The organism is Oscillospiraceae bacterium, assembly GCA_015067255.1.
Lineage (GTDB): Bacteria > Bacillota > Clostridia > Oscillospirales > SIG519 > SIG519.
Genome location: SVMS01000011.1, coordinates 33,885 through 47,972, shown reverse-complemented (window position 1 = coordinate 47,972; position 14,088 = coordinate 33,885). Strand labels below are relative to the sequence as shown.

General features: G+C 34.4%; 10 protein-coding genes. 4 read left to right on the top strand and 6 right to left on the bottom strand.

The annotated features are described in order from the left end of the window. The 3 genes from E7480_04025 to E7480_04015 form a co-directional block, all read left to right on the top strand. A partial coding sequence (locus E7480_04025; protein MBE6903757.1) for a DUF3810 domain-containing protein occupies positions 1-383 on the top strand: 383 nt, incomplete at its 5' end. Positions 384-442: 59 nt separating this feature from the next. Continuing rightward, positions 443-1,696, top strand: coding sequence for a UDP-N-acetylglucosamine 1-carboxyvinyltransferase (murA, locus tag E7480_04020; GenBank protein ID MBE6903756.1), 1,254 nt, complete (start codon positions 443-445; stop codon positions 1,694-1,696). 14 nt (positions 1,697-1,710) lie between these two features. Then, on the top strand, positions 1,711-1,905 hold the full coding sequence (locus E7480_04015; GenBank protein ID MBE6903755.1) for a DUF1858 domain-containing protein: 195 nt from the start codon (positions 1,711-1,713) through the stop codon (positions 1,903-1,905). Between the two features lie 42 nt (positions 1,906-1,947). Here the strand turns inward: E7480_04015 and E7480_04010 are convergent, their stop codons facing one another. The 5 genes from E7480_04010 to E7480_03990 are packed head-to-tail and all read right to left on the bottom strand — an operon-like array spanning position 1,948 to position 5,839. Further along, positions 1,948-2,904 carry a hypothetical protein gene (locus E7480_04010; GenBank protein MBE6903754.1) on the bottom strand — a complete coding sequence of 319 codons (957 nt, stop codon included), beginning with the start codon at positions 2,902-2,904 and terminating at the stop codon, positions 1,948-1,950. Between the two features lie 26 nt (positions 2,905-2,930). Beyond that, entirely contained in the window at positions 2,931-3,758 is an 828-nt protein-coding gene (locus tag E7480_04005) for a metal ABC transporter permease (protein ID MBE6903753.1), read from the bottom strand. Between the two features lies 1 nt (position 3,759). Further along, positions 3,760-4,458, bottom strand: coding sequence for a metal ABC transporter ATP-binding protein (locus E7480_04000; GenBank protein ID MBE6903752.1), 699 nt, complete (start codon positions 4,456-4,458; stop codon positions 3,760-3,762). Positions 4,459-4,481: 23 nt separating this feature from the next. Continuing rightward, positions 4,482-5,411, bottom strand: a complete 930-nt coding sequence (locus E7480_03995; protein MBE6903751.1) for a zinc ABC transporter substrate-binding protein — start codon at positions 5,409-5,411, stop codon at positions 4,482-4,484. Then, positions 5,411-5,839 (bottom strand): transcriptional repressor, encoded by a 429-nt coding sequence (locus E7480_03990; protein ID MBE6903750.1) that lies wholly within the window; start codon positions 5,837-5,839, stop codon positions 5,411-5,413. Before E7480_03990 ends, E7480_03995 begins: the two co-directional genes overlap by 1 nt. Positions 5,840-6,005: 166 nt before the next feature. Between E7480_03990 and E7480_03985 the strand changes: the two genes are divergently transcribed. Next, a complete protein-coding gene (locus E7480_03985; protein MBE6903749.1) occupies positions 6,006-6,995 on the top strand; it encodes a hypothetical protein in 990 nt (329 codons plus the stop codon). On the opposite strand, the gene E7480_03980 is transcribed toward E7480_03985, so the two are convergent. Then, positions 6,992-14,056 (bottom strand): hypothetical protein, encoded by a 7,065-nt coding sequence (locus E7480_03980; protein ID MBE6903748.1) that lies wholly within the window; start codon positions 14,054-14,056, stop codon positions 6,992-6,994. The genes E7480_03985 and E7480_03980 overlap by 4 nt on opposite strands. Between the last annotated feature and the right edge of the window lie 32 nt (positions 14,057-14,088).

The following is a 14,088-nucleotide window of genomic DNA, read 5'->3' as shown; positions in this document are numbered from 1 at the left end:
CTCATGAGCTTGCACATCAGCGAGGAATTGCAAGAGAGGAAGAGGCGAATTTCGTGGCATTTATGGTTTGTATTTTGTCAGATGATCCGTATCTTCAATATAGTGGCTATTTGGATGTTTACTCTGATGTTATGAACGCCTTATATTCGGCAGATAAGGAGCTTTATAGCGCTGTTTCAGCTCGCCTTTGTGTTGAGGCAAAAAGAGAAAGAGCAAGCTATTCAAAATTCTTCAAAAAATATGCCGATTCAAAGACATCTGAAATTTCTAATAGTATAAATGATTCGTTCTTACAGGCTAATGGTCAAGAGCAGGGCACAAAAAGCTACGGAATGGTCACTGATTTGACAGTTGCATATTACAAGGCGAAGATAAAGAGCTAAATAGCGAAAAATACCTTTTGTGAATATAATGATAACAGTTTTATTCACGAGAGGTAAAAATGAAAAAAATTATTATTGATGGTGGGCAATCTCTTGATGGTGTAATTGAAGTAAGTGGAATGAAAAATTCTGCACTACCTATAATTTTTGCCTGCTTGCTTATAAAAGAAGAGTGTGTGCTTGATAATATGCCAAGAGTGAGCGATGTGCATAATTCGCTCGAAATTTTGCGTCAAATGGGCGCCGAGGCTGACTTTATCGATGCCCATACAATAAAAATTAACACTAAAAATGCCCAAAACATATATTTTGATATGGATTTAATATCAAAAATGAGGGCATCTGCTTATCTTATGTCAAGCTGCCTTTCAAGATACGGAAGTGTTCATATGGTATATCCAGGTGGATGCAACTTTGGCGCAAGACCGATAGAACAGCATATAAAGGGCTTTAAATGCCTTGGCGCAAGCTGTACTGAGGACGGAGAATTTATAGCGCTTTCGCTTTCTAAAAGACTACAAAATGTAAAAATAACCCTTGACAAAATTTCTGTTGGTGCTACAATAAATATGATAATAGCTTCTTGCGTAGGAGAAGGCACAGTAACTATCGAAAATGTGGCTAAGGAGCCCCATGTGCTTGATCTTATTGCCTTTTTGAACATTTGTGGCGCTAATATACGGCTTTTTGGCAATTCTATAAGAGTTGTTGGGGTGAGGTCCTTGAATGGCAAAAGATATCGTATTTATTCTGATATGATAGAGGCACTCACATATGCGACATGCGTAGGTAGTGCCAAGGGCAAAATTTATCTTAAAAATGTTGATTATGAGCATATTTTGCCTATTATTCCTCATTTTGAAAAGACTGGAATATCGATAAAATACAAAAACGGATTTGTATGTATAAAATCCCCAGAAAAGCTTGTATCAACAAGCGTTTTTACGGCCCCATATCCTGAATTTCCAACAGATTTGCACCCTCAATTTTCGGCGATGCTTTGCTTTTGCGATGGTGTCGGAGAAATTACAGAAACAATTTTTCCAGAACGCTTTGCCTATCTTTGCGAGCTTGAAAAAATGGGCGCAAAATTCAAAAAAATCGGCAACAAGGTTGAGATTTACACGTCATTGCTTCACGGTGCAAGCCTTGATGCAACCGATCTTCGTGCAGGTGCAGCTCTTATAGTGTCTGCATTAGGAGCAAACGGAAGAAGCGAAATAAACAATGTTAATTACATCGTCAGAGGATACGAGGACATAGTTCCCAAGCTATCATCTGTCGGTGCAAAAATATTTTATGATAACAAATAAAAGGAGATACAAAAATGGAAGTAACAAAGGAAACTCTTATCGGTGATGTTCTTGATTATGATGTTGAAACAGCACAATTTTTCTTTGAAATAGGAATGCATTGTTTAGGCTGTCCCTCTGCAAGAGGAGAAACTCTTGAGCAAGCTTGTGCTGTTCACGGAGTAGACATTGATGAGTTTTTAGAAAAGCTCAACAGCCATTTTGAATAACAAAAAATCTCGCTGAATTTATCAGCGAGATTTTTTTATCACTTAATATTTTCCGTACTCTCTCCATATGCTGTGCATAAGCTCATAGCGTTCAAGAGCAAGTCCTGTATATGCACAATTTGAAGAAGAAAAGATATATCCGTATCCGGGCATTCCGTCACGAAGAGCTCTTTTACAATCCTCTATTATTTCCTCTTCTGTTCCTGTTTGTAAAAGTCCGCAATTTACATTTCCTATAAGACAAATTTTATCTCCATACTTTTCCTTAACAAATTTAAGGTCTACTCCACCCTGAGGGTCAAGAGAATGTAATGCATCAGGACCTGCGCCTACAAGGTCATCTATAATAGGCATTATATTACCGTCTGTATGCTTTATTGTATAAAGTCCCATATCTTTATACGCCTTTATTTGCTCTGTTAAGTACGGTGTAATAAACTCCGAAAACATATCAGGTGATAAAAATGGATTATCATTAAAGCAGTAGTCACTACACATAGTTATTCCGTCAAGCTGCGCACCTTTTTTCAAAAGCATATCAATAAAGTTTGTTCCGTTTTTAATATTTTCTCTTGCAATTTCGTGCATTTTTTCGGGCTCTTCATAAAACTTTATAGCTTCTTCAACCATATTTTCGCCATTGGGAATAGGAAATGTATAATCTCCGTGAATTGTTACATAATATTGTCCTTCACCCAATTCATTAACCTGATTAATAAGCTCAACATATGTATCTATATCATCATGTATAGGACCTTGAATAAATATAGCACTGTGGTCATATTTCTTTGCTATATCAACATATACAGATGCCGCATCCTTAATCTGTGCAAGCTTTTCCTTTGTACTCATCTGATTCCATTGACCGAAGCCTCTGTGTGTAGGATGAACCTTTCCTATACTTTCCATACTAAGAAAGAATACAAGTTCAAAATGAGGTACATAACCGCTTATAGGCTCTCTTTTTAATGCTTTTATAAATCTCTCTTTGTTTGTCATAATCTTATCACTTCCCTGCTTTTAAATTAATTTATAAATTTTTTTATATTTCCTATAGACATACATAATATAAACATAGCTATATTTACACATACTATACTTGCGCCTGCGGGCACTGAATAAAAATAGGAAATAATTATACCTAAAACAAAAGATATAACGGCAACAATAGCTGAAAAAATAACAACTCTTTTAAAGCTCTTAAAAATCCGCATTGAAGAAAGAGGCGGAAAGATTATAAGTGCAGAAATTAGCAAAGCACCCATAAGCCTCATTCCCAATACTATTGTTATTGATGTCAGTATTGCCAAAAGCATATTATATGCTCCGGTATTTACTCCCGTAGCCTTAGCAAAGCTTTCATCGAAGGTTACTGAGAAAATTTTCGAATAGGAAAAAATATATAAAACAAGAACCGCAATACATAAAACAACAGACAGCCAAAGGTCTTTTTTCTCAATGGTAAGTATGCTTCCAAACATAAAATTTTGAATATCTACGTTCATTCCCTTTGTAAGAGAAACAACCATAACGCCTATAGCCAAGGCTCCCGTAGATATCATAGCGATAAGCGCATCACCTTTTATTTTACTGTTTTCGCTTATTCTAAGTAATAAAAATGCAGAAATAACTACAATAGGTATAGAAAATTCAAGCTCGGCAAAATTCAAAGCAGTTGCTATTGCCATAGTTCCAAAGCCTACGTGAGAAAGGCCGTCCCCTATCATAGAATATCTTTTCAAAACAAGGCTTACACCAAGTAATGCGGCGCAAAGTGCTACAAGACCACCCACAATAACAGCACGCTGCATAAACTCATAGGAAGAAAAGATTTTAATAAGCTCATCAAGCATTTTATTCTCCTCCCATAAATTCTTTTGAAAATTTACTCTTTAAATAATCCTCAGTTTTTCCAAAGAAAATTTCTTTATTTCCAAGATGCAAAATATGACTTGCGTATTTTACCGCAGTTTTTATATCGTGAGATACCATAATTACACTTATACCGTCTTTATTGATTTTTTCAATCAAATTATACATTTCAAGGGTTGCAACAGGGTCTAAGCCCGTATATGGCTCGTCTAAAAGCAAAAGCTTTTTGGTTGCACAAAGAGCTCTTGCAAAAAGCACTCTCTGTTGTTGACCTCCTGAAAGCTCAGAATAGGATTTTTTCAAAAGATTTTCAATACCCATTTTTTTCATATTTTCCAAGGCTGTATTTTTTTCTTTTTTAGAATAAAACGGACGCAGCCCTCTCGAATTAAGACAACCCGAAAGCACAATTTCATATACGTTAGCAGGAAAATCCTTTTGAAAATCACTTTGCTGTGGCAAATAGCCTATCTCATATTTTTTAAGTCCGTCTGAAAACTTTATTTTACCCTTTGAAACATTTTTTAAGGAAAGCAACGCTTTAATAAACGTACTCTTTCCGCTTCCGTTTTCACCGACAATATAAATATAATCGCCTTCGTTTACTTCAAGGCTAAGGTCAGACAAAATTATATTTCCGTCATATCCTAAGCTTATGTTTTCACAGCTTAAAAGTGACATATTAAATCCCTTTCAAATAGCTTTTAAAAAGCATTTTTTAACGTTTCATAATTTTTATACATAAGAGAGAGATAAGTTTCTCCTCTTTCTTTTTCTTCTTTGGAAATATTATGGCAAGAATGAAGCAAAGCAATATTTGCGCCTGTTTGAGAAGCTATACTTTGACACATTTTTTTATTTGAAAGCTCTATATAAAAAATTGTTGATATTTTTTCTGCTTTGATTTTATCTATTAAAAAAGCTACGGTAGAGGCATTGGGCTCTGTTTCACTGCTGCAGCCGGGAAATGCTCCGTAATAATCAAGTCCGTATCCTTCAACAAAGTAGCGAAAAGGAAACCTATCGGCAAAAATCAAAGTTACTTTTTTATTATTAAACAACATTTCAAAAGCATTGTCAAGATTTTTAATTTCATTTATATATTTTTCTTTATTCTGCTCATAATGCTCTTTGTTTTGCGAATCTATTTCAATTACTTTTTTATAAATTCCTTCTGTTATTTTAATTGCATTTTTGGGATAGGTCCACACGTGTTCGTCATACTCTTCTCCGCTATGCTCTGTATGATGTTGCATACCTTCTTTCAATTCTTCCTTTAGTATTTCTGTACAATCCATCATTTTAAGAGTATTTATAGGTTTCTCCAATGAATTTAATATTTTTTCAATCCAGGAATCTGATACTCCGCCCGTATAGATAAACAAATCACAATTTTGTAATGCTATAATATCCTTCGGGGTCGGCTCGTAGGAATGGCTTTCCGTTCCCGGAGGTACAAGCATTGTTATATTTGCTTTATCTTTACATATTTCTCTCGCAAAATCATAAGACGGAAAATTTGTTGAAATAATATTGATTTTATTATCCGATTTATTTTCTTCAAGCCCTTTGCAGCTTGCAAATGATATTAAAACCAACATTACAGCTATTAAAAAACTTAAGTATCTTTTCATTATTTACAATCCTTACAAACGCCATATATTATAGTTTTTGAATTATCCATAACAAAATTATGGTCTTTAGCAAGATGGGTACCCACTTTTCCCATTATATCGCAATCGGTATGGATAATCTCTCCGCATTTTAAACATTTTAAATGAAAATGAGAATCACAGTTATTACAATTATTAAGTCGGTAATTTGCACAGCCGTCATATTCGGAAATAAATTTTTTCAAAACTCCTTCTTCCGAAAGCTTTGACAACATTCTATAAACAGTCGCCTGCCCCATTTCAAGCTCATTTGACTGTATTATTTGCTTTGCACTAAAGCATTTATCAGGACTGTTTTTAAAAAAATCAATAATTAAACTTTTCTGTTTTGTATTATACATTTTCATACTAAAAATCAACCCCTGCAAAAAACTCAAATTGATAATCATTATCAATTTGAGTTTATCATATATATAGTAAATTGTCAACAAAAACGTAATATTTTCTAATAATAAAAAAACATCATAAAATATTACCAAAAATCAAAATAAAACCATTGACTTTAATTTAATTATATTGTAATATTTTAAAAAAGATTTTTTTGGAGGTCTTTATATGACTGTCAGAGAACGTATGCAAGCTATTTTAAATATGAAAAAGGTTGATAAGGTACCTGCTGTAGAATGGGCTACCTGGTGGGACAAAACTGTTGCAAAATGGCAAGAAGAAAACAGTTCGGTTCCTTCTGATAAATTTGAACTCTTTGATTTTTTCGGACTTGATACACAGTATCAGCTATGGGTCCCTTCCCGTGATGAAACTACCCCTGCTCCTGCATATGAAGGCGCTCCTATAATGGAAGATGAAAAAGATTATGAAAATTTACTTTCTCATCTTTATCCGGAAAACACTTTTGAAAATATAAAAGCTTCTCTTCTTCAGATTAAGCAACAACACGATGAAGGTAAAATTGCTGTTTGGTTTACTTTGGAAGGCTTTTTCTGGTTTCCCCGTACTCTTTTCGGAATAGAAAATCACCTTTATTCTTTTTATGACTATCCTGAGCTTATGAAAAGAATAAATACAGATTTAATTGAATTTCATAAAAAGGTTATAGAAGCTATTTACGAGGTATTGACTCCCGAATTTATGACCTTTGCTGAGGATATGTCATATAATCACGGACCTATGATTTCAAAAGACCTTTTTGACGAATTTATGGCACCTTTTTACAAAGAGATTGTTCCTCTTATAAAGGCTAAAGGCACCAAAGTATTTATAGATACCGACGGTGATGTTGAACCTCTTATTCCCTGGTTTAAAGAGGTTGGTATCGAGGGTGTTTTACCTTTAGAGCGTCAGGCGGGCGTTGATGTTAACAGAATACGTCAAAACCACCCCGATTGGCTGATGATGGGTGGCTTTGACAAAACTATTATGAAAAACGGCGAAGAGGCTATGAGAAAAGAATTTGAACGTCTTCTTCCCGCTATAAAATCAGGCGGATATATTCCTTCTGTTGACCATCAGACTCCGCCCGATGTTTCAGTAGAAAACTATAGAATATACGTTAAGCTACTCAGAGAATATTGCGAAAAAATTTAGTTTTCTTCTATTTTTATGCTTGCTTTATTATCCCACTGCGAAGGATATTTGGGATTGAAGGTATATTCTCCGTTTTTCAGCGTAACTCCCATTATTTCTTCCGTTACAATTTTAAAGAACCAGCCTGCTGAACCTGTATAATGGCTCCAGCCTCCCCTTCCCTTTAGACCTTGAGCTGTATATATATCAGCAGATAATGCATATGGCTCTGTGAGATATTTTTTAGCTGTATGGCTGTTTCTTGCGTGACTTAACGGATTTATCATTTTTAAAAGTTCATAGGCTTTATCGGTTTGTTTGTCCTTAATCAGTCCTAATACAAGCCATAATGCTGCGTGCGTATATTGTCCTGCATTTTCTCTAATTCCGGGTATATAGCTTTTTATATACCCGGGATTATTTTTGCTGTTATCAAAAGGCGGAACAAACAGAGAAATTATTCCGTTTTCCTCGTCTACAAGCTCTTTAACGGCATTTTCAAGCGCACTTTTAACCCTATCTTTTTCAAGTCCTATTATTGAAGCAAAGCTTTGAGGCAAAGCATCTATTTTACATTCATCACTGTTTTGACTTCCCAATGGGTCCCCGTTATCAAAAAAGCCTCTTATATAATAGCCCGAATCAAAGGCTACATCTTCAATGTTTTTTCTTAAAGCTTGAGCAGTTGTTTTACAAAGCTTAGCAGTTTCGCTGTCTGCTAATTCAATGCAAAGCTTTTTTAATCTCTCTGCTACCAAAACGACAAACTGACTAAGCCATACAGAAGTGCCTTTTCCTTGTGCGCCTACATTATTAAAGCCGTCATTCCAATCTCCGCTGCCTATAAGAATAAGTCCGTTTTCTCCATAGTTAAGCCCCTTTTTAAAAGCTCTTACTGCGTGCTCGTATACATTTTCCTTAATCTGTGATTTTTCGGGAGTAATATAGGCTTCGTTAACTCCTTTTTTCAGTTCATCTGCTTTAAGATAAAATATTTTTTTATCGAGAATTGTTTTATCTCCCGTTTTTTCTATATATTCACAAAGAGCGTATGGGAGCCATAGCAAATCATCGCTACACCTTGTGCGCACGCCTTTTATAATCTTTGTTGACTCACAGTACTCGTGCCACCAATGCATAACGTCGCCCTCTTCAAACTGTACTGAACAGCAACGCAAAATCTGAAGCTTTAAAATTTCCGGATAGATTGAACTGATGCAGATTGCATCTTGAAGCTGGTCTCTGAAGCCAAAAGCACCACCGCATTGATAGAAGCCTGTTTTAGCAAAAAGACGGGAGTATAAAATTTGTTTTTGCAAAAAATTGTTATAAAAAAGATTCAATTCTTCATCGGGAGTATCAATAATAAATTTTCTGTCAAATTTATTTTCTATTCTCTCTTCTTTGATACAGTTTTCAATAGCCTCTTTAGATTTTGCATATCCCAGAATAAAGCTTGTTTTAAAGCTTTGTTCACTGTTAAGCTGCTTTTCCACTCCTACAGCAAGACAATTTTCACAAGGCTTTTTAGTCAATGCGTTCCATATACCCTGTAAAAATTTTCTTCTGTTGTCTGTTCCGTAGGTGCTGTCTTTACAGTACAAAAACATTATTCCGCCATATCCGTTATTAACAATATTTCTTGCGCTCCATACTCCGTTTATATTTTCTGTTGCTATTGCACCGTGTCGGGTTTGTGAACTTAAAATAGGCTCACAATAAAAACAAAGCTCAATATTTTCCATACGTTGAGAATTGTTTTTTATTTCTACGTCTACATATTTGCACGGCTTTATACCGTCTACTGTTACAGTAACCTTTATCTCTGCAAAATCAAGCTTTGCCTCGAAAATTGCTTTATCAGGCCTTATAACAGTATGACCTTCACGGCATATATCATATATTTTTCCATGACAACGTAAAAAAAGTCTTTCTCCGCTGTTATCATATACAGTATCATTTGACCACGGAGTCAGCTTATTTTCTCTTGCATTTAATGCAAAGGTAAAGCCCAATGAGCTATCTGAAACCAAAGTGCCGAAATTTTTATTTGCAATTATTGCGCAGTAAGGAGGTCTGAAGCTCCAATGTCTTTTATTCGTTATTTTATATTCCTTTTGCGAAAAACCTCCTATTTGAGTTTGATTAAATAAAGCTTCCCTGTTAGGCTCACTTTCGCCGTATGAAAGCCTAAAAGGTAAAAATTTGTTTTGAGAAAAGCTTTCGTCTTTTTCTTCAAAGCTAAATACGCTCATACGAAGTAAAAATCTTCTCTCTTGAACAGGGAGATTTACCGTATATATATCACCTTTTGAACGGTATCCGCTTATACGAATTTGATTTATCTGTGCATTTATTCCATTATAAAGCGGTCTGTCATAGCCTTGTTTTTCGTCATAAAAAATTACAAGGTCACAGTTAACTCCTTTTTTACGGAAATATACATATATATCAATAGGTGTTCTTAATGCTTTTAAATCCTCTTGTTTATTTATAGATGTGCAAATTATAGGAATATCTCCGGAAATTCCGTATTGCCACAGGGTATCTAAGCCATAGCTTCTTTCGGGCGGTTGTATTATTGGATTAGTATTATAATAAAGCTTTGGTAAAATTTTAAGAGCTGTTTCCTGTTTTCTTTGAGAAAGTGTTGAAAAGGGCGGTAAGGCTTGACTCATCAAAGAAGTTTTTTCATTTTTCAGATTTAAAAACATCTCCTGTGCCTGCTCTTTAGTTTTGCCGCAGCATAAAAGCAAAACAGCAGAAGCCTTATTCTTTTGTGGCTTCATTTTTCCTAAAATACAAAGGCAAGGATTTACAGGAGATGGTGCCACTCCTTTAAAGCTGTTTTCTCTCAAATCAATATCTGAAAGACCTTCCATTCTGGGCAAAATATTTTCTCTCATTGTTTCATATTTTAACTCACTATCACTGCTAAGCACTCCTGCGGCAAGCCATATTTCCTTATCTTCAGGAGTTCTTGTACGGCGTGTAAAAATCACAAAATCTCTCTCATCATATTGACAGCAAGTAAACAGTGCAGAAAAAGCAGGATGGGAAAGTTCGCTTTCAAAGGCTGTTAAAATAGGCTCTAAATAAAAAGCAAAGCTTATATCTTGATTTTTCTTCATTTCAACACTAAGCTCAAAAATTGCCGCAGGCTGTGATTTATGCAATGTAGATACCATTGTCGCATCAAAATTCTGAGTATTCAAATAATAAACTGCTCTGCTTTCAGAAAGAGTCGCCTTATAGTTTTGATTTGTATCGAAAAACGGTGCTGAGGTTACACTGTATTTTTTATTTTTATCAATTATAAAAGCAAAAACACCTTGAGGCATTTTAAAATTATCTCTGCGATATTTTAATACTCCGACTCCGCCATACTTAATAATACAACATCCATTATCAGAAACAACAGCATTCATTGAACCGTTTGAAATTACAGAAGCTCTCTGATTATTCATTGAAATTTCACGGCTTACAACTGAAACAGGAAGCAGCTTCATATCAGGAATACGGAAATCTTGTTTTTCATTATATAAGCTTATACGAGCAGGTACCTTTTCGCATAACAATTCTTCAAAGCTATTCATCTGCAAATCACTCATAAATATTTTTACAAGTGCATCGTCGCAAAGTGCATTACATATTGCGCATATACTCATTCCCAAGTGATGTGCCATATAGCTTTTTACTATAGCGAATTGACCGTTAGCACGATTTTTTGTAAAGTCTACTGCTTCAAAAAATCCGTATTTTCCATATACACCTAATTTTTTTAATCTTTCAAGATTATGAAGGGCGCTGAAGGGCTGTATAGCAACAGTCAAAAAGGTTGAATAAGGTGATATAACCCTTTCACCCTGTCTGTATTTATCAAGAGCGAGCTTAGGCACTCCAAAGGCTCTGTACTGATAGGAAAGCTCATTATCAAAAGCATAAAATCCGCTTTCGGAAATTCCGTAGGGTCTATGATATTTTTTTTGTTCATTTATAGCAAAATGAGTTGCTTCCCATATAAGACTGCCACTATAACAAGGCAAAAACAAGTTAGGCATCATATATTCAAACATTGTTCCGCTCCAGGATTTCAAGCCGAAATAGCCTCTGTAACCTATAAATAGTCTATTTAAGGCAGACCAGTGCTTTTTGCCAACCTTTCCCTTTGCTATAAGATAGTATCCCGTCATTCTGTATTCGCTCATAAAAAGGTCGTAGCAGTTATCCCCTGTTTTACCTTCACTGTCTACCCCTATATAAAACAGCTTCTTTTTCTTATTATATAAGAAATCAAAATCCATTTCATTTTCTATATTTTTTATATCATTAAGCAAGCTTTCTTTAGCCTTGTTCTTTGATAGATAAGAATACAAAAGACAAAGACTGCAAGCTAAGTTTCCGCTGTCAACGGTAGAAATATATCGTGGCTCTAAAGGCTTTAAATCCTCTGTTGAATACCAGTTATAAAGATGACCTCTGTATTTTTCAGCTTTTTTTATTGTTTCAATTGTATTTTCAATTTTTGAAACTAAGCTTTCAAAAGTAATTATTCCTAAAATATGGGCGCTGACATGAGCAATAAGAGACATACCTATATTGGTAGGTGACGTTCTTTTAGCCTGACGGTAAACAGGCTGCTCCTGTAAATTATCGGGCGGCAAAAAATTGTTTTCTTGATTTACGAAATCTGCAAAATAGCTATATATATCTTTTGCATATTCCATAAGCTTTTCTTGTTTTTCAGCAGGTATTTTTCTTATTTGTTCCGGGGTTGGTTTAGAAATCAGATATGCCGCTAAGGGCGCAAGAGCAAAACCTACTCCTATGACAATAAGGTGAATTTTCAGTGTAAGAATAAAAACCAATGCAAAAACCGGACATATTATCATTCCTTTATAATAGCTCAGAAGAGTATCTTTTCTTTTATCCGATTGTGCGGCTGTTATCCAAACCAAAAGCTTTTTCTTAGTAATAAGCATACGGATAAGCGCTACATAAAAAGCGTGAAAGCTTACCAAAGCAGCATAAGGTAAAAAAATCAAATCAAACAATGCGCTTAAAAATACGCTTTTAAATACTGATATTGTTTTTGAAGAATATCGTATTTTTATAGCTTCAAGGCCACCGTGCACTACTGTATCAACAAGAGAAATAATCTGTCCCGAAAACAGTGATATAATTCCCACAGCAAAACAAATCGGTGAAAAAAAGCCCCATAGTAAAAGCTGTAAATTAGCTCTTATCAAAAGCATTCTTCTTATATTATCCAAAAGCTTGAATTTATTTATTGAGGAAATTCCCGAAAGCTCTTTTTCCCCCTTGGAATTAACAACCTTTTTAAATAAGAATATAAGGCTTTGCACATCTCCCCTATACCATCTGTGAGCACGTTTATAATAAGCAAATACACTTGAAGGAAAGCTGTCTGTCATAGCAACCTCGCCTACAAAGCCTGTTCTCATAAAAAAACCTTCTAATAAATCGTGGCTTAAAATTTTGTTATGAGGGATTTTTTTAATTGCCGTTTTATAAAATGCTTCTACGTCAAGAATTCCTTTTCCCGAAAAAATACTTTCTTCAAAAATATCATAGTAAAGGTCATAGGTAGGGTTGCTGTAGGTTTCGCTACCGCCGAAGCCTGCATAAATTTTTGAAAAAAGATTTTTTTGAGAAGATGCCAAATCCGCTGACAGTCTTGTAACGATTATTCCATAGCCATTCTTTACAATGCCTTTTTTCTCATCAATTTCTGCCTTATTTGATGGATGAAGCATAGCACCTACAAGAGTTTTAATTTCTTGTATTGGTAAATTTGTATCGCTGTCCAAAGCTGTAATATACTTTATTTTTCTTAATCTTTCCTGATTTCCAAAGATATCACCGTTGATTTTTTTGCCTTGATATATATAGGAAACAAGCTCACATATTGCTCCTCTTTTTCGCTCAAAACCCATAAATATTTTTTCTTTTGGATTATAGCTTCTGTTTCTTACAACACAGAAAAAGCAATCGTTTTTTAATTCTTCTATTTCTTTTTTTAGAGTTTGCTTTAATTCTTCATCGCCTTTTTCTACTTTCAGATTACTGTCTTTAAAATCTACCAAAAGTCCGAAAAGTACGTTTTTACCACCGTTTGTACAATTAAGCTTTTTTATTCTTGTTATAAGCTTTTCTATATCCTTTTTGCTTGTTACAAGACACGATATAACTACTGCTGTAAGCGCATTATCGGGTATCTCCTTTAGCTTAATTACAAAACAAGGTCTTATTTTTCTGAATTTATAATAGGAAAAATCTAATATTTTTTTAACAATTTCACTTACAGGAATTACAAATAGGAAAAAGCTCCACCAACGTCCCAAAAAAGCTGTAAGAACGCTGCTTAAAGCCACTGTAAAAAATGTCAACAAAAATAAATATATATAACCTGCTATGTTTTTTTCTTTTTTAAAAAGTATTTTTCCCAAATGAACGTTATTTTTTTGAGCTTCGTTCAATACTTTTTTTGCCTGTTCAAGCTGAGAAATATTATTTTTATCAGCAAGCTCCGCAACTTTTTTTCTGTAATAATCCTTTGACGCGTCTGTCATAGAGGAATATACATTCTCAGGGTCTTTTTCTAATACCCTCTCAACCTCCCAAAAGCTTAAAACATCCTTTTGCTCTATATCGCAAAGTTTGCGGTAAGCGATAATTATATCCTTAAAGCTACATTTTTCTTTACCTCTGCAAAGTCTGTAAAGTCTGTAACATAGCTCCAATCTTAAGCATAAAAGTATTTTTGAAATAGTTTCATATTTTAAAACATTCTTGTATTTATCGCTTTTTAGAATTGCTCCTAAATTTTCTAAAGAAATATCATATTCAAAGTTTGAAATACATTCTTTTGCTATATCAAAGGCAATACCGCTGTTACCCCTTAATTCATTAAGGGCAAAATAGACTTCCTGCATAACTATATATATATTTTCATAAAGCCAGCGTTTATCTCCCTCGTTTTTTTCAGCAAGGGTAAGATTTTGTTGATATTTTTTTATATATTCCGCCTGCTTTGCATAAACATATAAGCTTTTATCCATACACTTAATCCCCGTTTTTTAATTTTTGTTTT

What these genes read in the sequence shown, in the direction of transcription:
- E7480_03990 (MBE6903750.1), bottom strand. Translation starts at nt 5,839, where the DNA reads ATGATTATCAATTTGAGTTTTTTGCAGGGGTTGATTTTTAGTATGAAA.
- E7480_03980 (MBE6903748.1), bottom strand. Translation starts at nt 14,056, where the DNA reads ATGGATAAAAGCTTATATGTTTATGCAAAGCAGGCGGAATATATAAAA.
- E7480_04010 (MBE6903754.1), bottom strand. Translation starts at nt 2,904, where the DNA reads ATGACAAACAAAGAGAGATTTATAAAAGCATTAAAAAGAGAGCCTATA.
- E7480_04015 (MBE6903755.1), top strand. Translation starts at nt 1,711, where the DNA reads ATGGAAGTAACAAAGGAAACTCTTATCGGTGATGTTCTTGATTATGAT.
- E7480_04005 (MBE6903753.1), bottom strand. Translation starts at nt 3,758, where the DNA reads ATGCTTGATGAGCTTATTAAAATCTTTTCTTCCTATGAGTTTATGCAG.
- E7480_04000 (MBE6903752.1), bottom strand. Translation starts at nt 4,458, where the DNA reads ATGTCACTTTTAAGCTGTGAAAACATAAGCTTAGGATATGACGGAAAT.
- murA (MBE6903756.1), top strand. Translation starts at nt 443, where the DNA reads ATGAAAAAAATTATTATTGATGGTGGGCAATCTCTTGATGGTGTAATT.
- E7480_03985 (MBE6903749.1), top strand. Translation starts at nt 6,006, where the DNA reads ATGACTGTCAGAGAACGTATGCAAGCTATTTTAAATATGAAAAAGGTT.
- E7480_03995 (MBE6903751.1), bottom strand. Translation starts at nt 5,411, where the DNA reads ATGAAAAGATACTTAAGTTTTTTAATAGCTGTAATGTTGGTTTTAATA.